Annotated in this window: 20 protein-coding genes and 1 pseudogene; 6 read left to right on the forward strand and 15 right to left on the reverse strand. The window is 69.3% G+C overall.

Annotated features, from left to right (window positions below; all coding sequences use genetic code 11):
• The 4 genes and pseudogenes from B0W88_RS00360 to B0W88_RS00375 form a co-directional block, all read left to right on the forward strand.
• Window positions 1–204: pseudogene (locus B0W88_RS00360) on the forward strand (dual specificity protein phosphatase family protein); the annotation flags it as partial.
• Entirely contained in the window at window positions 197–592 is a 396-nt protein-coding gene (locus B0W88_RS00365; RefSeq protein WP_077032657.1) for a hypothetical protein, read from the forward strand. The pseudogene B0W88_RS00360 and the gene B0W88_RS00365, both read left to right, overlap by 8 nt.
• Window positions 589–1,251: a 1-acyl-sn-glycerol-3-phosphate acyltransferase gene (locus B0W88_RS00370; RefSeq protein ID WP_077032658.1), complete on the forward strand. Its 663-nt coding sequence runs from the start codon at window positions 589–591 to the stop codon at window positions 1,249–1,251. The genes B0W88_RS00365 and B0W88_RS00370 overlap by 4 nt, the downstream gene beginning before the upstream one ends.
• 2 nt (window positions 1,252–1,253) lie before the next feature.
• Window positions 1,254–2,207, forward strand: coding sequence for a phosphatidate cytidylyltransferase (locus B0W88_RS00375; RefSeq protein WP_077032719.1), 954 nt, complete (start codon window positions 1,254–1,256; stop codon window positions 2,205–2,207).
• Here the strand turns inward: B0W88_RS00375 and B0W88_RS00380 are convergent.
• Window positions 2,204–2,704 carry a flavin reductase family protein gene (locus B0W88_RS00380; RefSeq protein WP_369973831.1) on the reverse strand — a complete coding sequence of 167 codons (501 nt, stop codon included), beginning with the start codon at window positions 2,702–2,704 and terminating at the stop codon, window positions 2,204–2,206. The genes B0W88_RS00375 and B0W88_RS00380 overlap by 4 nt on opposite strands.
• A 32-nt stretch (window positions 2,705–2,736) precedes the next feature.
• Between B0W88_RS00380 and B0W88_RS00385 the strand changes: the two genes are divergently transcribed.
• Window positions 2,737–3,657 (forward strand): M48 family metallopeptidase, encoded by a 921-nt coding sequence (locus B0W88_RS00385; protein WP_077032721.1) that lies wholly within the window; start codon window positions 2,737–2,739, stop codon window positions 3,655–3,657.
• Between the two features lie 7 nt (window positions 3,658–3,664).
• Here the strand turns inward: B0W88_RS00385 and B0W88_RS00390 are convergent, their stop codons facing one another.
• The 12 genes from B0W88_RS00390 to B0W88_RS00445 form a co-directional block, all read right to left on the reverse strand.
• Window positions 3,665–4,330, reverse strand: coding sequence for a Crp/Fnr family transcriptional regulator (locus tag B0W88_RS00390; RefSeq protein WP_083748464.1), 666 nt, complete (start codon window positions 4,328–4,330; stop codon window positions 3,665–3,667).
• Window positions 4,331–4,473: 143 nt separating this feature from the next.
• On the reverse strand, window positions 4,474–5,097 hold the full coding sequence (locus B0W88_RS00395; RefSeq protein WP_077032659.1) for a helix-turn-helix transcriptional regulator: 624 nt from the start codon (window positions 5,095–5,097) through the stop codon (window positions 4,474–4,476).
• A gap of 395 nt (window positions 5,098–5,492) precedes the next feature.
• Window positions 5,493–6,404, reverse strand: coding sequence for a 4-hydroxybenzoate octaprenyltransferase (gene ubiA / locus B0W88_RS00400; protein WP_077032660.1), 912 nt, complete (start codon window positions 6,402–6,404; stop codon window positions 5,493–5,495).
• 36 nt (window positions 6,405–6,440) lie between these two features.
• Window positions 6,441–7,430, reverse strand: a complete 990-nt coding sequence (locus tag B0W88_RS00405) for a branched-chain amino acid ABC transporter permease (protein WP_077032661.1) — start codon at window positions 7,428–7,430, stop codon at window positions 6,441–6,443.
• Window positions 7,430–8,317, reverse strand: coding sequence for a branched-chain amino acid ABC transporter permease (locus B0W88_RS00410; protein WP_077032662.1), 888 nt, complete (start codon window positions 8,315–8,317; stop codon window positions 7,430–7,432). The genes B0W88_RS00405 and B0W88_RS00410 overlap by 1 nt, the downstream gene beginning before the upstream one ends.
• Before the next feature lie 4 nt (window positions 8,318–8,321).
• Entirely contained in the window at window positions 8,322–9,536 is a 1,215-nt protein-coding gene (locus B0W88_RS00415) for an ABC transporter substrate-binding protein (protein ID WP_083748465.1), read from the reverse strand.
• Window positions 9,537–9,573: 37 nt separating this feature from the next.
• Window positions 9,574–10,284, reverse strand: coding sequence for an ABC transporter ATP-binding protein (locus B0W88_RS00420; RefSeq protein ID WP_077032663.1), 711 nt, complete (start codon window positions 10,282–10,284; stop codon window positions 9,574–9,576).
• Between the two features lies 1 nt (window position 10,285).
• Window positions 10,286–11,056, reverse strand: a complete 771-nt coding sequence (locus B0W88_RS00425) for an ABC transporter ATP-binding protein (protein ID WP_077032664.1) — start codon at window positions 11,054–11,056, stop codon at window positions 10,286–10,288.
• 88 nt (window positions 11,057–11,144) lie between these two features.
• A complete protein-coding gene (locus B0W88_RS00430) occupies window positions 11,145–11,336 on the reverse strand; it encodes a hypothetical protein (protein ID WP_077032665.1) in 192 nt (63 codons plus the stop codon).
• Window positions 11,337–11,371: 35 nt separating this feature from the next.
• The gene (locus tag B0W88_RS00435) at window positions 11,372–11,902 is read right to left on the reverse strand and encodes a GNAT family N-acetyltransferase (RefSeq protein ID WP_077032666.1); all 531 of its coding nucleotides are present in this window, start codon (window positions 11,900–11,902) and stop codon (window positions 11,372–11,374) included.
• A gap of 28 nt (window positions 11,903–11,930) precedes the next feature.
• A complete protein-coding gene (locus B0W88_RS00440; RefSeq protein ID WP_077032667.1) occupies window positions 11,931–13,571 on the reverse strand; it encodes a peptide chain release factor 3 in 1,641 nt (546 codons plus the stop codon).
• Between the two features lie 19 nt (window positions 13,572–13,590).
• Window positions 13,591–13,848 (reverse strand): DUF2917 domain-containing protein, encoded by a 258-nt coding sequence (locus B0W88_RS00445; protein ID WP_077032668.1) that lies wholly within the window; start codon window positions 13,846–13,848, stop codon window positions 13,591–13,593.
• 151 nt (window positions 13,849–13,999) lie between these two features.
• On the opposite strand from B0W88_RS00445, the gene B0W88_RS00450 reads away from it, so the two are divergent.
• Window positions 14,000–15,463, forward strand: a complete 1,464-nt coding sequence (locus B0W88_RS00450) for a PLP-dependent aminotransferase family protein (RefSeq protein ID WP_233151577.1) — start codon at window positions 14,000–14,002, stop codon at window positions 15,461–15,463.
• 4 nt (window positions 15,464–15,467) lie between these two features.
• On the opposite strand, the gene B0W88_RS00455 is transcribed toward B0W88_RS00450, so the two are convergent.
• Window positions 15,468–16,088 carry an AraC family transcriptional regulator gene (locus B0W88_RS00455; RefSeq protein ID WP_077032669.1) on the reverse strand — a complete coding sequence of 207 codons (621 nt, stop codon included), beginning with the start codon at window positions 16,086–16,088 and terminating at the stop codon, window positions 15,468–15,470.
• Between the two features lie 4 nt (window positions 16,089–16,092).
• A complete protein-coding gene (locus B0W88_RS00460) occupies window positions 16,093–16,728 on the reverse strand; it encodes an FABP family protein (protein ID WP_077032670.1) in 636 nt (211 codons plus the stop codon).

Genomic DNA, 16,728 nt, shown 5'->3' on the forward strand with positions numbered 1-16,728 from the left:
CTGCTGGCGCGGCAGCGCGAGGCAGGAGGGGCGGTGTGGGTCTGCTGCGCGCTGGGTTTCTCGCGCAGCGCGGCGGTGGTGACGGCGGGGCTGATGCGCGACGGGGCGGCCGGTGAGGCGGCGCTGGCCGCGGTGAGGCGAGCGCGGCCGCAGATCGTGCTGCGCGAGGCCTGGTTGGCGGCGCTGGAGCGGCGACATGGATGAACGGGAGCGCGCCCGCTGCGCGGCGCTGGCGGCGCTGCTGCAGGCCTCGGCGGTGCTCTCCGCGCTGAGCCTCCTGCTGGATGGCGCAGCGCTGCTGCTGATGTTCGGCAAGGCCATGGCGCCGGTGCTCCTGCTGGGCCTGGGCGAGCGCTACTTCGCGTACCGCATCGCGCTGGATCGCCGGCTGTTCGAGGCGCTGGCCGATGGCCGCATCGTCTCGCTGCCACTGCTCGATGACGCACTGGACGCGCTCGGCCTGCGCAAGCCGGCGCCGCTCACGCGCAGCCTGGACGAACGCATCGCCGGCACGCGCCGGCTGCTGAAGCTGCATGCCGTCGTCGTCGCGCTGCAACTGCTCGCCGCCCTGGCGGGAGGATGGATCCGATGAACGCTTTCCTCAAACCACTGGCCGCCACGCTGGCCGGCCGCGCGATCGTGCTGTTCGCCAAGCTGCTCACCGGCGTCAACGCCGTCTGGCTGCGCAACGGCCCCACGGCCGGGCAGACGCTGTACTTCGCCAACCACAGCAGCCATGGCGACTTCGTGCTGCTGTGGGCCGCGCTGCCGCCGGACCTGCGCTCGCTGACCCGGCCGGTGGCTGGCCAGGACTACTGGGAGGCCTCGCCGCTGCGCAGCTTCATCGGCCACGACGTGTTCAACGCGCTGATGATCCGCCGCGACGGTGGCGGCGATCCCGTGGCCTTGATGACCGCCGCGCTGCAGGCCGGCGACTCGCTGATCATGTTCCCCGAGGGCACCCGCAACACCGGCGAGGAGCCCTTGCTGCCACTGAAGAGCGGGCTCTTCCACATCGCCCGCAGCTGCCCGGAACTGCGCCTGGTGCCGGTGTGGATCGAGAACCTGAAGCGGGTGCTGCCCAAGGGCATGCTGCTGCCGGTGCCGCTGGCCTGCAGCGTGCGCTTCGGCGCGCCGCTGGTGCTGGCCGCCGGCGAGGACAAGGCGGCTTTCATCGCCCGCGCGCGCCAGGCGATGCTGGACCTGCGCCCCGAATACGACCGCCTGCCGGAAGGAGCGACAGCACCATGAGCATGGCCGACGCGAGCACGCAGGACACCACGCTGGCGCTGTTCGGCGGCGTGGCCGGCGTGCTGATCCTGGCCTCGGCGATCGGTGCGCTGCTGAAGTGGCGCTTCGCGCCCGACCGGCCGCATTCGGTGATCGACAACCTGAACGCCCGCGTCAAGGCCTGGTGGGTGATGGTGGCGGTGATCGGGCTGGCCTTCGTGTTCGGCAAGGCGGGCGTGATCGTCCTCTTCTACCTGATCTCGTTCTACGCGCTGCGCGAGTTCCTGAGCCTGGCCTACACGCGGCGCGGCGATCATGTCGCGCTGGCCGCGGCCTTCTACCTGGTGCTGCCGCTGCAGTATTTCCTCGTCTGGATCGAGTGGTACGGGCTCTATTCGATCTTCATCCCGGTCTACGCCTTCCTGGTGCTGCCGATCCTGGCCACCTTCGGCGGCGACACCAAGCGCTTCCTGGAGCGCACGACCAAGCTGCAATGGGGGCTGATGGTCTGCGTGTTCTGCATCAGCCACGTGCCCGCGCTGCTGACGCTGAACATCCCCGGCTATGGCGACCGCAGGCTGCTGCTGATCGGCTTCCTGGTGATCGTGGTGCAGGGCAGCGACGTGCTGCAGTACGTCTGGGGCAAGCTCTGCGGCCGGCGCAAGGTGGCGCCGGAACTGTCGCCCAGCAAGACCTGGGAGGGCCTGATCGGCGGCGTGGCCAGCGCCACCGCCCTGGGCGCCTCGCTCTACTGGGCCACGCCCTTCAATCCCTGGCAGGCCGCGCTGATTGCCCTGGCCCTGTGCCTGATGGGCTTCTTCGGCGGGCTCGTGATGTCGGCGATCAAGCGCGACCGCGGCGTCAAGGACTGGGGCCACATGATCGAGGGCCACGGCGGCATGCTGGACCGGCTCGACTCGGTGATCTTCGCGGCGCCGATCTACTTCCACGCGCTGCGCTACTGGTGGGAGCCTTAAAGAGGTAGCTCGGTGAAGTAGCGGCCACCGTGGAAGATCAGCGGCGGCACGCCCGGCTGGGCCGAGCAGCACTCGACCTCGCCGACGAAGATCACGTGGTCGCCTTCCTCGTAGCGGCTGCGGTTGGCGCATTCGAAGGTGGCGACCGCCCCCTCCAGCACCGGCGCGCCGCCGGCGCCCTCGCGCCAGGCCACGCCGGCGAAGCGGTCCACGTCGCGCATCGCGAAGCGCTTGGCCAGCTCCATCTGCGAGGCGGCGAGGATGTTGATCGCGTAGTGCGAGCCGCGGCTGAAGATCGGCATCGAGCCGGCCTGGCGGCCCAGGCTCCAGAGCACCAGCGGCGGCTCCAGCGAGACGGAGTTGAACGAGTTCGCGGTGAGGCCGACGAGGGAGCCGTCGGGCGCGCGGGCGGTGATGATGGTCACGCCGGTGGCGAACATGCCGAGGGCGGCGCGGAACTGCTGCTTGTCGAAGGCGGCGTTGGGGGACGAGGACATGGCCGCCATTGTCATGCCGGACAATGCCCTTCATGGCTTCGGACTTCGAATTCCCGGAAATCCCCGTCGATGCGCCCGTGGGCGGCTGCAGCTGCCACGGCCGGCGCCTGTTCAGCGCGCTGCTGCTGGGCGCCGCGCTGCCGGCCGTCGCGCAACAGCCGCCCCCGCGCGAGGGCGTGGACGTCGGCGAGACCAGCAAGTTCGCCCGGCTCGTACCGGCCGCGCAGGTGGAGCAGGCCGGCGCGCAGCAGTACGCGCAGCTGATGCAGCAGGCGGCCGCCAAGCGCGCCCTGGCCCCGCCCAACCAGCCGCAGCTGGTGCGGCTGCGCGAGATCGCCAAGCGCATCATCGTCCAGGCCCCGGCCTGGAATGCCCGCGCCAAGCAGTGGCGCTGGGAGGTCAACCTGGTGGCCGACCAGCAGCTGAACGCCTTCTGCATGCCCGGCGGCAAGATCGCCTTCTTCTACGGCATCCTCGAGAAGCTCAAGCTCAGCGACGACGAGGTGGCGATGGTGATGGGCCACGAGGTGGCGCACGCGCTGCGCGAGCATGCCCGCGAACGCATGGGCAAGAACGCCGGCACCTCGCTGGTGGTCAGCGGGCTTTCGGCCTTGCTGGGGCTGGGCAATGTCGGCGACGCGGTGCTGCGCATGGGCGGGCAATTGATGACGCTGACCTTCTCCCGCGAGGACGAGAGCGAGGCCGACCTGGTGGGCATGGAACTCGCGTCCCGCGCCGGCTACGACCCGCGCGCCTCGGTCACGCTGTGGCAGAAGATGGGCGCCGCCGCCAAGGGTGCGCCGCCGCAGTGGCTGTCCACCCACCCGGCCGGGCCGACGCGCATCCGCGACCTGCAGGCCAATCTGCCGAAGGTGATGCCGCTGTACGAGCGGGCGGAGAAGCCCGCCCAGCGCTTCGAGATCGCGCCGCCGCTGAAGCAGCGGGCGGGCTGATCGGCGATTACCAGCGCGCGGGCAGGTCGCGCAGGCGGCGGTAGCGGCCGTTGGTGACCCGCAGCAGGTAGGCGCCGGCTTCCAGATCCTTGATCAGCTTGGACACCATCTCGCGCGAGCAGCCCAGGCGCTGGGCCATCGCCTGGTGCGTCAGCGCCAGTTCCTCGCCGATCTGGGTCTCCTGCTGCAGCAGGGTCTTGAGCCGGCCGTAGACGTCGTTGAGCGCCAGCTGCTTGGTCGAGAGCGTGGCCGAGCGGGCGCGGCGGATGACCTTGGTCAGCAGCTCCAGCGCGAATTCCGGATGGGCGGCGATATGGGCCAGCAGGCTGGAGCGGGTGATGATCACGCAGCGCGCGGCGGACTCGGTGATCACGCTGGCCGAGCGCGGGCCGCCGTCCAGGCTCATCTCGCCGACGTATTCGCCGGGGCCGTAGACGCCGTAGGTGATCTCGCGGCCGCGGTTGTCGCAGGAGTAGGCGCGCAGGCTGCCCGAGAGGATCAGGTAGAGGCTGTCGCCCTGCGAGCCTTCCTCGATCAGCACCGTGCCGCGCCGGTAGCTGCGCGCGATGCCGCCAGCCGCCAGCGCCTGCAGGCTGGGCGGGAGCTCGTCGAGGCCGGGCTCGCCCGCCAGGCCGTTGTTGATGCTGCTGCTGCTGTTCGCGTGAATGTCCATCGTTCCTGCTCTGGCGGCACTGGCCGCAGGCAAGAGGCGATGTTACGGGAGCACGGGGGCCGCCCGATGGCAGGCGCCGTGAAATCTTCCGCCCACGGACGGATGGCGCCCCCGGGATGGGCGCCTGGCGGAGCGGTCACGCGCTAGTTCAGCTCCATCCGCAGCGCCGACATCAGCGGCGGCAGCATGGCCAGCTGGCGCAGCAGCTCGCCGATGCTGTCGGCGCCGGACTTGGCGCGGATGCTCTGGATCTGCGTGCGCACGGTAGAGATGGCCACGCCCTGCTGGGCCGCCACATCGCCGGGCCGCGCGCCGGCCGAGAGCGCCTTCAGCACCTCGGTCTCGGTGGGGGTCAGGCCGTAGCGCAGCGCGAACCACTGGGCGGCCAGCTCGCCGCAGAGCTGGCGGCGCTCCAGCACCAGCAGCACCGCCGCCTGGGCCACGTCGCGGTTCAGCGGCACCACGACCACGTTCGCCTTGGCCGCGCCCTCGCCGAGGCGCAGCAGGCAGCGCAGGCCGTCTCGCTGCGCGCCCTGCAGCGCGTCGGCCATGGCCTGGGCATCCTTCGGGTCGCGCACGCGGACCTGGTTGTCGACCAGCTCCAGCGGGTGGTCACCGTCGAGATTGCGCCGCGCGGCCAGGTTGCAGTGGAGCACGCGGCCGTCGGCGGTAAGCAGCAGCACGCCGTAGTCCAGCTCCTCGAGCACCAGGCTCATCCAGTGGCTGCTGAGCGAACTGGCCTGGCGCCGCTCGGCCCGCGGCCGCATGACGACGGCAGGGGCTGGCGCGATCGGGGCGGGTAAAGCCGGTAGGGCAGGTAGGGCGGCACTCTCGCCGCGTCCCTGGGCCAGCGTGACCGCCAGAGCGGCGGCAGTGGCATCCAGGGGATCTGGTTTCGCAGTCCACATCTTCGAGCTCCCAGGCAAAGACAGGCCAGGACGACCGCACGACGGGCCAAGATTAGGCGCTGATCCCCCCTAGGTTGCGTGAATTGTCGGCCGTGCATTTGTGAAGAATTCACGTGCCCGAATCCGCAACTTAATGTTCAGAAATTAGCACTTTGCGACGGCGAAGACTACTTTCCGGCCAGAATTTTTCTCGACCGTGGCATTCCGGCACTGCCGTGGCCCCCGGCGCGACGCCGTCAAGCTAACGCGTTACCTTAACGCAGCGCCAAATCCGCCACCGTGCCGGCAAAGACGGCAAAGCCCACCCAGTGGTTCTGGCGGAAGGCCTTGAAGCAGCCCTCGCGGCTGCGGTCGCGGATCAGCGTGAAGTGCCACAGCACCTGCGCCGCGGCGGCGGCTATGCCCAGCAGGAAGACGCGGCCCAGGCCGAAGCGCAGGCCCAGCCAGGTCCAGCTGGCCAGGTGGATCGCATAGAAGGCCATCACGCCGGCCACGTCGAAGCGGCCCAGCGTCAGCGCGGAGGTCTTGATGCCGATGCGGATGTCGTCGTCGCGGTCCACCATCGCGTACTCGGTGTCGTAGGCCAGCACCCAGAACAGGTTGGAGACGAGCAGCGCCCAGGCGGTCCACGGCGCGGCGTTGTAGACGCCCGACCAGCTCCATTCATTGCCGCCCAGCGCGGCCGAGAAGGCCATCGGGATGCCGAAGCTGAAGGCCACGCCCAGCACCGCCTGCGGCATCGAGACGACCCGCTTCGCATACGGATAGACGAGGGCCACGGCCAGCGCGGCGAAGGACATCAGGATGGTCGGCGCATTGGTCGTCAGCACCAGCAGGAAGGCGGCCAGCGCCAGCACCGCGCCGAAGAGCAACGCCTCCTTGACGGAGACGGCGCCCGAGGTGACGGGCCGCTTCGCGGTGCGCTTGACGTGGCGGTCGAACTCGCGGTCGGCCACGTCGTTGACGCAGCAGCCGGCGCTGCGCATCAGCACCGTGCCGGCGATGAAGACCGCCAGCAGGTGCCAGCCGGGAAAGCCGTCCGCCGCGATCCACAGCGCCGACAGCGTCGGCCACAGCAGCAACAGCCAGCCGGCCGGGCGATCCCAGCGGATCAGGTCGAGGTACAGCTGCAGGCGGGAAGGGGCGGGGCTGGCGACGTCATTCATGGCGCAATTGTCGCGCCGCGGCCCGCGCCTGCCTGGTCAGCGCCGCGGCGCGGCCAGCCGGTCCTTCAGCGCCAGCGCCTCGCCCACCAGCCCGCGCCGGAAGGCCAGCACGCAGGTGATGAAGATCAGCCCGGTCACCAGGCTCACCGATTCACCCAGGCCGTTGAACCACTCGATGCCGGTCAGGCCGGCCAGGGCCTTGCCCAGGTCGCCGATCTTGTTCTCCAGCGCGATGATCACCAGCGCGCCGACGATCGGACCGACCAGCGTGCCCATGCCGCCGACCAGGGTCATCAGGATGACGGCGCCGGAGGTCGTCCAGATCGCGTCGGTCAGCGTGGCGAAGCCCAGCACCCAGGTCTTGGTGGCGCCGGCCAGGCCGGCCAGCGCGGCCGAGAGCACGAAGGCCAGCAGCTTGAAGCGGTCCACGTCGTAGCCCAGCGAGGTGGCGCGGGCCTCGTTCTCGCGGATCGACGTGAGCACCTGGCCGAAGGGCGAGTTCACCGTGCGGTAGATCAGCCAGAACTGCGCGGCGAAGATGGCCAGCACGACGTAGTACAGCGAGAGGTCGTTCTCCAGGTTCAGCCCCAGCAGATGGCCGCGCGGCACCGATTGCAGGCCGTCCTCGCCGCCGGTGAAGGGCGCCTGCAGGAAGACGAAGAACAGCATCTGCGACAGCGCCAGCGTGATCATCGAGAAGTAGATGCCCGAGCGCCGGATCGCCAGGATGCCGAACACCAGCCCCATCAGCGCCGCCGCGCCCACGCCCACCAGCAGGCCCAGCAGCGGCGGCAGGCCCCAGACCTTCAGCGCATGGCCGGCGCAGTAGGCCGCGGTGCCGAGGAAGGCCGCATGGCCGAAGCTCAGCAGGCCGGTGAAGCCGATCAGCAGGTTGAAGGCGCAGGCGAACATCGCATAGCAGATCACCTTCATCACGAAGAAGGGATACACGCCCAGCGCCGGCAGCAGCGCGATGCCGGCGAACAGGGCGATGTAGCCCAGCAGTCGTTTGTCCTTGATGTTCATCACTTCTCTTTGCCGAAGAGGCCGGCGGGGCGCACCAGCAGCACGATGGCCATGACGACGAACACCACGGTGTTGGACGCCTCGGGATAGAAGACCTTGGTCAGTCCTTCGATGACGCCCAGCCCCAGGCCGGTGAGGATCGAGCCGAGGATGGAGCCCATGCCGCCGATCACCACCACTGCGAACACGACGATGATCAGGTTGGAGCCCATCAGCGGGCTCACCTGCAGCACCGGCGCGGCCAGCACGCCGGCATAGGCCGCCAGCGCCACGCCGCCGGCGTAGGTCAGCGTCACCATGCGGGGCACGTTGATGCCGAAGGCCTGCACGAGCTTGGGGTTCTCGGTGCCGGCGCGCAGCGTGGCGCCCAGCGAGGTCTTCTCGATCAGCGCCCACACCGCCAGGCAGACGACGATGGACGCCACCACCACCCAGGCCCGGTAGTTCGGCAGGATCATGAAGCCGAGGTTGGTGGCGCCCTGCAGCTGTTCCGGCACCGAATACTGCTGGCCCGACACGCCGTAGAACGAGCGGAAGATGCCCTCGGTGACCAGCGTGATGCCGAAGGTGAGCAGCAGGCCGTAGAGGTGGTCGAGCTTGTACAGCCACTGCAGCAGCAGCCGCTCGATGACCACGCCGACCAGGCCCACCGCCAGCGGCGCCAGGATCAGCATCCACCAGTAGGACAGGCCCAGGTACTCGCCGCCCATCCAGGCGATGAAGGCCCCCATCATGTACAGCGCGCCATGCGCGAAGTTGATGATGTTGAGCATGCCGAAGATCACCGCCAGGCCCAGCGACAGCATCGCGTAGAACGAGCCGTTGACCAAGCCCAGCAGCAGCTGGCTCAGGAAGGCGGAGAGGGGGATGCCGAAGATCTCAGTCACGGCATCACTTCTTGACCATCGGGCACTTGCTGTCCGCGAGCTTCGTGTAGGCCTCTTCCGCCGGGATGCGCGCCACCACCTTGTAGTAGTCCCAGGGCTCGGTGGATTCCGCCGTCGTCTTCACCTGCATCAGGAACATGTCGTGCATGCCGCGGCCGTCTTCCTTGCGGATCGTGCCCTTGGTGTAGAAGTCGTTGATCGGCATCTCCTTCATCTTGGCCATCACCTTGTCGGCGTCGTCGCTCTTGAGCGCCTCGACGGCCTTCAGGTAGTGCATCGTGGCGGAGTAGTCGGCGGCCTGCAGCGAGGAGGGCATGCGCTTCATCTTCTCGAAGAAGCGGCGGCTCCAGGCGCGGGCCTCGGGGCTCTCGTTCCAGTACCAGCTGTCGGTCAGGTACATGCCCTGCGTGGCCTTCAGGCCCAGCGAGTGCACGTCGTTGATGAACATCAGCAGGCCGGCCAGCTTCATCGTCTTGGTGATGCCGAACTCGTTGGCCGCCTTGATCGTGTTGATCGTGTCGCCGCCGGCATTGGCCAGGCCGAGGATCTGCGCCTTGCTGGACTGGGCCTGCAGCAGGAAGGAGGAGAAGTCGCTGGCGTTCAGCGGATGCTTGACGCTGCCCAGCACCTGGCCGCCGCTCTTGGCGACCACGGCCGTGGTGTCGGCCTGCAGCGAGGCGCCGAAGGCGTAGTCGGCCGTCAGGAAGTACCAGGTCTTGCCTCCCGCCTTGGTCACCGCCGCGCCGGTGCCGTTGGCCAGGGCCACGGTGTCGTAGGCATAGTGGATCGTGTAGGGCGTGCAGTCCTCGTTGGTCAGGCGCGAGGAACCGGCGCCGATCGAGATGAAGGGCTTCTTCTTCTCGGCCGCGACCTTGGCCATGGCCAGGTTGGTGCCGGAGTTGGTGCCGCCGATCAGCATGTCCAGGCCCTGCGTGTCCATCCACTCGCGGGCCTTGGAGGCGGCGACATCGGGCTTGTTCTGGTGGTCGGCGAAGATCAGCTCGACCTTCTTGCCGGCCGCCATGCCCTTCATGTCGGCGATGGCCATCTTGATCGCCTCGACGCCACCGGCGCCGTCGATGTCCGCGTAGACGCTGGACATGTCGGTGATGATGCCGATCTTGACCACGTCGCCGGAGATCTGGGCCTGGGCGGCCAGGCCGGTGCAGGCCAGGGCGCCGGCCAGGGCAACACGCTTGAGCTTGTGGGTCGTCGTCATGATGGGTCTCCTTGTTGGTATCGGGAACTTGGTTTGTTCAGACGCTGAGCAACTCGTCGAGCACGGCCTGCTTGGCGGGCAGCTCGGCAGCGGTGAAGGACTCGACCACCTCGCCATGCTCGATCACGATGAAGTGGTCGGCCAGCGGGGCGGCAAAACGGAAGTTCTGCTCCACCATCACGATGGTGAAGCCCTGCGATTTCAGCGTGCGGATCATCCGCGCCAGCGCCTGCACGATCACCGGGGCCAGGCCCTCGGAGATCTCGTCCAGCAGCAGGATGTCGGCCTTGGTGCGCAGGATGCGGGCCACGGCCAGCATCTGCTGCTCGCCGCCGGAGAGCCGCGTGCCGGGGCTGTGGCGGCGCTCGGCCAGGTTGGGGAACATCGCGTAGATCTCGGCCTCGCTCATCGCCTTCGCGCGGCCCTTGGACAGCGGCGGCGGCAGGCGCAGGTTCTCCTCGGTGGACAGCGAGGCGAAGATGCCGCGCTCCTCCGGGCAGTAGCCCAGGCCCAGGTGGGCGATGCGGTGCGTGGCCAGGCCGATGGTCTCGGTGCCGTGGACCTTGATCGAGCCCTTGCGGGCGCCGGTCAGGCCCATGATGGCGCGCAGCGTGGTCGTGCGACCGGCGCCGTTGCGGCCCAGCAGGGTCAAGACCTGGCCCTGCGGGACGCTGAGGTTGATGCCGTGGAGGATGTGGCTTTCGCCGTACCAGGCGTGGAGATCCTTGATTTCCAGGGCTGCCGTCATCTCAATGGGCTCCCTGCAGGTCGCTGGCTTCGCTGCCCATATAGGCTTCCAGCACCGCCGGGTGCCTCGACACTTCCGCGTAGTCCCCTTCGGCCAGCACCGCGCCGCGCGCCAGCACGGTGATGCGGTCGGCGATGCGGGAGACGACCTTCATGTTGTGCTCCACCATCAGCACCGTGCGGCCCTCGGCCACCCGCTTGATCAGCGCGGTGACGCGGTCCACATCCTCGTGGCCCATGCCCTGGGTGGGTTCGTCCAGCAGCATCAGCTGCGGCTCCATCGCCATCGTGGTGGCGATCTCCAGCGCGCGCTTGCGGCCGTAGGGCAGCTCGCCGGCCTTCAGCGCGGCCATCTCGCGCAGGTCCACCAGCTCCAGCAGGGCCAGGACTTTCGCATCCAGCTGGCGCAGGCCGGTCAGGCCCTTCCAGAAGTGGAAGCTGGTGCCGGTGAAGCGCTGCAGGCCGATGCGCACGTTCTCCAGCACGGTCAGGTGCGGAAACACGGCCGAGATCTGGAAGGAGCGGATCACGCCGCGCCGGGCAATCTGCGCCGGCTTCTCGGCGGTGATGTCGCTGCCGTCGAAGACGATGCTGCCGCGCGTGGGCGTCAGGAACTTCGTCAGCAGGTTGAAGCAGGTGGTCTTGCCGGCGCCGTTGGGGCCGATCAGGGCGTGGATGTGGCCGCGCTGCACGCGCAGGTCCACGTTGTCCACGGCGGTGAAGCCCTTGAAGTCCTTGGTCAGTCCGCGCGTCTCGAGGATCAGGTCGCTCATCGCCAGGTTTTCGCTCCGGGAACAGAGTGGCAGGCGCCCAATGTAGTGGCGAAAACTTACCCGAACCCTTCGGGGCTAACCCTCAGTTTCAATGGCCTGACGCGCCCCCCGGCGCCTCGAAGTCCATCAGCACGCTGGCCAGCTCCAGCGCCCGCCACAGCTGCGGCGGCATTTCCATGATCTTCTCGGGCGTCTTGGCCCGCCGCGCCCAGGCATGGATCTCGGCATGCTGGTCGGGGGTCAACAGGTTCAGCGAGAGCATTTCGTCGAGCGTCTGCATGGCGGAATCCTCCTCTATGAGATCGATACTAAGGCTCAAGCAGGCCGCGTGCCAAGCCATTCGGCGTGGCTCATGCCATACACCGACATCTCCATGTCATACCAGTGACCCGAGCCGCGATAGCTCATGCCCAGCCGCTCCATCACGCGCGAAGACGCGACGTTCTCGGGCATGCAGACGGCGCACAGTTCCGGTGCCCGCAGATCCTCGAAGGCGAAGCGGGCCATCTCGCGCGCCGCCTCGATCGCATAGCCGCGGCCCCAGCGGTCGCGGCGCAGGCGCCAGCCGGTCTCGTGCGGGTTGGCCTTGTCGCGGCCGAGATGCTGGACGCAGCCGGCGCCGACCAGTTCGCCCGTCTCGATCTCGATGAAGGCCCACCAGGAATAGCCCCACTCGGCCCAGCGGGCCTTCGTCCGCTCGATCGCCTCCCAGGTGTCCTCGGGCGTGTCGGGCCTGCCGGTGACGTAACGCATCACTTCAGCGTCACTGTTGAGCGCGTGCAGGCCCTCGAAGTGGGCGTCGGTGATCGGTTCCAGGCGCAGGCGGGCGGTGGTGAGGATGGTCATGCCATCCAGTCTATGCCCGCGTGCTCGGTCAACCGTCCAGCCGCTGCTGGAACACCAGCCCCGCGTGCTCCCGCAGCGCGTGGAAGCGGATCTTCGGCCAGTTCTCCTGCATCGCGCGCAGCTCGCCGGCGTATTCCAGCAGCACGGTGGGCGCGTTGACCGCGTCCCAGGCGACGCGGTGGGCGTTGTGGTCGATGAAGCGGCGCAGCTCCTTCTCGCCGCCGTCGGCTTCGTCGCAGGTGACCCAGCGGGCCACGTTGTAGCGGGCCGGCATGACGCGGGCCTTGCAGCCGTACTCATGCTCCAGGCGATGCGCCACCACCTCGAACTGCAGCTGGCCCACCGCGCCCAGCAGCAGCACGCTGCCGGCCTCGGGGCGGAAGACCTGGATCGCGCCTTCCTCGCCGAGCTGGCGCAGGCCCTCGCGCAGCTGCTTGGTCTTCAGCGGGTCGGCCACTTCGACGGAGCGGAACATTTCCGGCGCGAAGAAGGGCAGGCCGGTGAACTGCAGCGCCTCGCCCTCGGTGATCGTGTCGCCCAGCTGCAGGACGCCGTGGTTCGGAATGCCGATGATGTCGCCGCCGAAGGCCTCGTCCAGCAGCTCGCGGCGCTGGGACAGGAAGCTCACCACGGTGTTGGGACGTAACTCCTTCCCCGAGCGGACCACCTTCAGCCGCATGCCGCGCTCGAAATGGCCCGAGGCCACGCGCAGGAAAGCAATGCGGTCGCGGTGCGAGGGGTCCATGTTCGCCTGGATCTTGAAGACCACGCCGCTGAACTTGGGCTCCTCGGGCTTGACGACGCGCTGCATCGCGGCGCGCTCGCTCGGCGCCGGGGCCAGTTCGACCAGCGCGTCCAGGATCTCCTGGACGCCGAAGTTGTTGACCGCCGAGCCGAAGAACATCGGCGTCTGGCGACCGGCCAGGAACTCTTCCAGGTCGAAGGCGGGCGCGGCCTCGCGCACCAGCTCGATCTCGCCCTGCGCCTGCTCGTACTGCATGCCGAAGCGCTCGGCATAGGCGGGGTTGTCCAGGCCCTGCAGCACTTCCTCTTCACCGGCCGCGCGGTCCTCGCCCGGGGCGAACACGCGCATGCGCTCCTGGCGCAGGTCCATCACGCCGCGGAAGGCCTTGCCCATGCCGACCGGCCAGGTGAAGGGCACGACCGTCATGCCCAGCTCGCGCTCGATCTCGTCCATCAGCGCCAGCGGGTCCTGCACCTCGCGGTCCATCTTGTTGACGAAGGTGACGATGGGCGTGTTTCGCGCCCGGCAGACCTGCAGCAGGCGGCGGGTCTGCGGCTCCACGCCGTTGGCCGCGTCGATCACCATCAGCGCGGCGTCCACCGCCGTCAGCACGCGGTAGGTGTCCTCGGAGAAGTCCTGGTGGCCCGGCGTGTCCAGCAGGTTGATCACGCACTCGCGGTATTCCATCTGCATGACGGACGACGCCACCGAGATGCCGCGCTGCTTCTCGATCTCCATCCAGTCGGAGGTGGCATGGCGCGTGGCCTTGCGCGCCTTCACCGAGCCGGCGATCTGGATCGCGCCCGAGAACAGCAGCAGCTTCTCGGTCAGCGTGGTCTTGCCCGCGTCGGGGTGGGAAATGATCGCGAAGGTGCGGCGGCGGCGCACTTCCGTCTGGATGCGGGTCGGGAGGTCGGTGGACATAGCCCGCGATTATCGCGGGTCAGCCCGAACGGCGCCTCAGCGCGAGCAGGGCCGCGTCGCCGCCATCGGCGCTGACGTGCAGGCGCGCCGGGCCGGCGACGGTCCAGCGCTCGCCGGCGGCGAGGAAGTGGTCGTCCAGCCAGCCCTCGCGGGTCAGCCAGACGCGGCCTTCGAGGACCAGCAGCTCGGCCGCGGCGCCGGCCTCGCAGTCCAGGTGCTGCACGGGGCCCCGGCGCGGCAGGGCCAGCTCTTGTGCGTCGATGCTTGCGGTGTTCATGGCGATGACTATCCGGCGCCCTACCGCGCGGCAACAGGCACAAGGGACAGCGAACGCGGACCGCACAGACGCCGTCGCGCCGCGGCTGTACCGGCCGTGCTTGCCTGCATCTGTACTGGTTTGCCTATGCACAGCCAATACAGAATGGGCCATGGACATGCAGTACAGCCCGGTCGCGGCGGACAGCGACGGCGCCCTCTACCTGCGCATCGCCCACGGCCTGGCCGAGGCGATCCGCCACGGCAGCCTCGCGCGCGGCCAGCGCCTGCCCTCGGTGCGCGAGACGGCGCGCCAGCACGGCGTGGCGATCAGCACCGCGGTGCAGGCCTACCACTGGCTGGAGGATGCGCGGCTGATCGAGGCGCGGCCCCGCTCGGGCTTCTTCGTCGCCGCGCGCCCGGCCGCGGCCCGCACGCTGCCCGAGCCGACGATCGCCCGCGCCATCCGCCGCGCCAACCGGGTCACGGTCGACGTGCTGGGGCGCCGCCTGCTGGCCCAGCCGCCCGAGAGCGACGCTGCGGTGATCAGCTTCAGCAGCGGCACGCCCGGCGCCTCGATGCTGGACACCGACCGCGTGCGCCGCACGCTGGTGCGCACCGTGCAGCGCCACCGCGAGCTGCTGTGCCACTACCCCGAGCCCGACGGCCACCCCGAGGCGCGCCGGGCGCTGGCCCGCCACGCGCTGCACCGCGGCTGCAGCCTCGACCCCGAGCGGATCACGCTGACCGCCGGCTGCATGGAGGCGATCAGCCTGTGCCTGCGCGCCGCCACGCAGCCGGGCGACATCGTCGCCATCGAGTCGCCGACCCACTACTCCTTCCTCGAGCTGCTGCAGAGCCTGCACCTGCGCGCGCTGGAGATCCCCACCCATCCGCGCCACGGCCTCTCGCTCGACGCGCTGCAGCTCGCGCTGGACACGCAGCCGGTGAAGGCCGTGCTGGTGGTGCCCACGCTGTCCAACCCGCTGGGCTCCTGCATGCCGATCGCCGAGCGCCGGCGCCTGGCCCAGATGGCCACGCGGCACGACATCGCGGTGATCGAGGACGCGGTCTACAGCGACCTGGTCTTCCACGAGGAGTTCCGCCGCGCGGTGAAGAGCTTCGATACCAGCGGCCATGTGATGCTGTGCGACTCCTTCACCAAGTCGGTGGCGCCGGGCCTGCGCCTGGGCTGGGTGGAGGCGGGCCGCTGGACCGAGGCGCTGCGCCGGCTCAAGAGCGTGCAGGGCGCGCAGACGGCGGTGGTGGAGCTGGCACTGGCGGACCTGCTATCCCAGGCCGGCCACACGGCGGCGATGCGCCAGCTGCGCAATGTGGCGGCGGCGCGGCTGGAGCTGGCGCGCGGCCTGATCGCCGAGCACTTCCCGGCCGGCACGCGCGTCAGCGATCCGCCGGGCGGGCTGCTGCTGTGGGTGGAACTGCCGCGCGGCGCGGACGCGCAAGTGCTGCAGCAGGCGGCGCAGGCCGAGGGCATCCTGGTGGCGCCGGGCAGCCTGTTCAGCGCCCACGCCCGCTACAAGGGCTGCCTGCGCATCGGCATCGGCGCGGACTGGGGCGAAGGGCACCCGGCAGCGCTGAAGCGCGTCGGCGAACTGGCCTGCGCGCTGCTGAAGTAAGGCGTTACGTCGACGCGGCGCCCGGCACGAAGGGGCGCACGCGTGCCAGCAGGCGCTCCACGTACTCCGCCTTCTCGCCCACCGGTGCTGCATAGCTCAGCGCCTCGCGGGCGGCCTCCTCGCCGGCCTTCAGCACCATCACCCAGGTGGCCAGGTACTGGGAGGCCAGGCAGCCGCCGGCCGTGGCCACCGGGCCGCGCGCATGGAAGGGCTCGTGGTCCAGCACCACGGTGCCGGTCTCGACCAGCCAGGGCTTGGTCGTCGTGTCGGTGCAGGCGGGCATGTCGCCCAGCAGGCCCAGCCGCGCCATCAGCAGCGCGCCGGAACACTGCGAGCCGATCAGCTGGCGCAGCGGGTCCAGCTGCAGCCGGTCCAGCAGGGCCGAGTTCTGCGCGATGGCGCGGGTGTAGATGCCCGAGCCGAACAGCACCACATCGGCCTCGTTGGCCCATTCCAGCGGCCGCTGCAGCTGCACCGTCACCCCGTTCATCGAGGTGACGTGGCTGCCCGGGCCGGCCAGCTCGGCATTGAAGCCGCGCGGGCGCAGCCGGTTCAGCAGGCCCAGCGCGATGAAGCTGTCCAGCTCGTTGAAGCCGTCGAAGCTGAGGATGGCGATCGAGGTCATGGCCTTAGCGTGGCAAGCCGCGCGCCAGCGGGTTCGGCGTGGGCTCCGCCAGCTTGACGTTCAGCAGGTTGCGGTCCGTATGGTGAAACGGCTCCTCCTGCCCGAGGATCTGCAGCACGGTGTCTTCCTCATAACTCCATGTCCCATCGGCATTGATGGCGACCTTGATGATGAAGTCCGTGGTGCGGAAGGCCTCCTGCAGGAAGGGCGCGGAGCAGATGCCCCAGGTCTCCAGGCCTTGCGTGGCCTTCAGCGTGAACTCGGTGGCGTCGGGCGAGGCGCTGCCGGCGGCCATCGCCACCTGGCCGCGCGGGATCGTCAGCGTGTGCATCACCGTGCCGGTCGCCGGCTCCCACAGCCAGTAGCCGACCTGCTCGTGATAGGTCTTCACGTTGTCGGGCTTGGTGATGTGGGTGTAGTAGCGCAGGCCGTAGAGCAGCTGCGGGCCGTTGGTGACCGGGTCGATCGGCTGCAGCTCGATACGCTCGACATAGGCCTGCTTCTTCGGCCCCTCGGCCTTGGGCTTCACGTCCAGGCCGCGCGAGCCCTGCCAGACGCCGGCCAGCGGCCGCAGCGGGCCGAGGTTGGCCAGCGTGTCGACGTCGACCGGCGAGGGCTCGGTGTAGATGTCGCGGGTCAT

The sequence above is a fragment of the Pelomonas sp. KK5 genome (genome assembly GCF_001984095.1).
GTDB lineage: Bacteria > Pseudomonadota > Gammaproteobacteria > Burkholderiales > Burkholderiaceae_C > KK5.

What these genes read in the sequence shown, in the direction of transcription:
- B0W88_RS00365 (WP_077032657.1), top strand. Translation starts at nt 197, where the DNA reads ATGGATGAACGGGAGCGCGCCCGCTGCGCGGCGCTGGCGGCGCTGCTG.
- B0W88_RS00370 (WP_077032658.1), top strand. Translation starts at nt 589, where the DNA reads ATGAACGCTTTCCTCAAACCACTGGCCGCCACGCTGGCCGGCCGCGCG.
- B0W88_RS00375 (WP_077032719.1), top strand. Translation starts at nt 1,254, where the DNA reads ATGGCCGACGCGAGCACGCAGGACACCACGCTGGCGCTGTTCGGCGGC.
- B0W88_RS00380 (WP_369973831.1), bottom strand. Translation starts at nt 2,704, where the DNA reads ATGTCCTCGTCCCCCAACGCCGCCTTCGACAAGCAGCAGTTCCGCGCC.
- B0W88_RS00385 (WP_077032721.1), top strand. Translation starts at nt 2,737, where the DNA reads ATGGCTTCGGACTTCGAATTCCCGGAAATCCCCGTCGATGCGCCCGTG.
- B0W88_RS00390 (WP_083748464.1), bottom strand. Translation starts at nt 4,330, where the DNA reads ATGGACATTCACGCGAACAGCAGCAGCAGCATCAACAACGGCCTGGCG.
- B0W88_RS00395 (WP_077032659.1), bottom strand. Translation starts at nt 5,097, where the DNA reads ATGCGGCCGCGGGCCGAGCGGCGCCAGGCCAGTTCGCTCAGCAGCCAC.
- ubiA (WP_077032660.1), bottom strand. Translation starts at nt 6,404, where the DNA reads ATGAATGACGTCGCCAGCCCCGCCCCTTCCCGCCTGCAGCTGTACCTC.
- B0W88_RS00405 (WP_077032661.1), bottom strand. Translation starts at nt 7,430, where the DNA reads ATGAACATCAAGGACAAACGACTGCTGGGCTACATCGCCCTGTTCGCC.
- B0W88_RS00415 (WP_083748465.1), bottom strand. Translation starts at nt 9,536, where the DNA reads ATGACGACGACCCACAAGCTCAAGCGTGTTGCCCTGGCCGGCGCCCTG.
- B0W88_RS00420 (WP_077032663.1), bottom strand. Translation starts at nt 10,284, where the DNA reads ATGACGGCAGCCCTGGAAATCAAGGATCTCCACGCCTGGTACGGCGAA.
- B0W88_RS00425 (WP_077032664.1), bottom strand. Translation starts at nt 11,056, where the DNA reads ATGAGCGACCTGATCCTCGAGACGCGCGGACTGACCAAGGACTTCAAG.
- B0W88_RS00430 (WP_077032665.1), bottom strand. Translation starts at nt 11,336, where the DNA reads ATGCAGACGCTCGACGAAATGCTCTCGCTGAACCTGTTGACCCCCGAC.
- B0W88_RS00435 (WP_077032666.1), bottom strand. Translation starts at nt 11,902, where the DNA reads ATGACCATCCTCACCACCGCCCGCCTGCGCCTGGAACCGATCACCGAC.
- B0W88_RS00440 (WP_077032667.1), bottom strand. Translation starts at nt 13,571, where the DNA reads ATGTCCACCGACCTCCCGACCCGCATCCAGACGGAAGTGCGCCGCCGC.
- B0W88_RS00445 (WP_077032668.1), bottom strand. Translation starts at nt 13,848, where the DNA reads ATGAACACCGCAAGCATCGACGCACAAGAGCTGGCCCTGCCGCGCCGG.
- B0W88_RS00450 (WP_233151577.1), top strand. Translation starts at nt 14,000, where the DNA reads ATGGACATGCAGTACAGCCCGGTCGCGGCGGACAGCGACGGCGCCCTC.
- B0W88_RS00455 (WP_077032669.1), bottom strand. Translation starts at nt 16,088, where the DNA reads ATGACCTCGATCGCCATCCTCAGCTTCGACGGCTTCAACGAGCTGGAC.
- B0W88_RS00460 (WP_077032670.1), bottom strand. Translation starts at nt 16,728, where the DNA reads ATGACCCGCGACATCTACACCGAGCCCTCGCCGGTCGACGTCGACACG.